1 pseudogene is annotated in these 405 nt (G+C 71.9%); it reads left to right on the forward strand.

Annotation, left to right across the window (positions count from 1 at the left end):
- A pseudogene (locus tag I6F37_RS42790) lies at nt 1-331 on the forward strand (flavodoxin family protein); the annotation flags it as partial.
- Between the last annotated feature and the right edge of the window lie 74 nt (nt 332-405).

Raw genomic sequence — 405 nt, forward strand, 5'->3', positions numbered from 1 at the left:
GTACGACATCGTCTCCACCGACCCCCGCTTCAGTCCTGGCGCGACGACACTCGCCGGCACCCCTGCGTTCCTGGTGACCGCCCGCGGTGGTGGCTACGGGCCCGGGACGCCCCGCGAGGGCTGGGACCACGCCACCGGATGGATGCGGCGCGTCCTCGAGGACGTGTGGGGTCTCGACCTCGACGTGATCGAGACGGAGATGACCCTGGCCGAGGTCACGCCTCAGATGGCAGACCTGCGCGAGCTGGCCCACTCGCTCCTCGCGGACTCCCACGAGACGGCCAAGCAGCGCGGCCGATCGCTCACCGTGCGCCTCCGCCCTGCGGCCTGACCGACCCTGGGTACGGGGGATGGTCAGGCGGACCGGTGCCCGAGCCGGGGGAACGCCGTGAGTGAGAAGACGAC

It is taken from the genome of Bradyrhizobium sp. NBAIM08 (genome assembly GCF_020193935.1).
GTDB lineage: Bacteria > Pseudomonadota > Alphaproteobacteria > Rhizobiales > Xanthobacteraceae > Bradyrhizobium > Bradyrhizobium yuanmingense.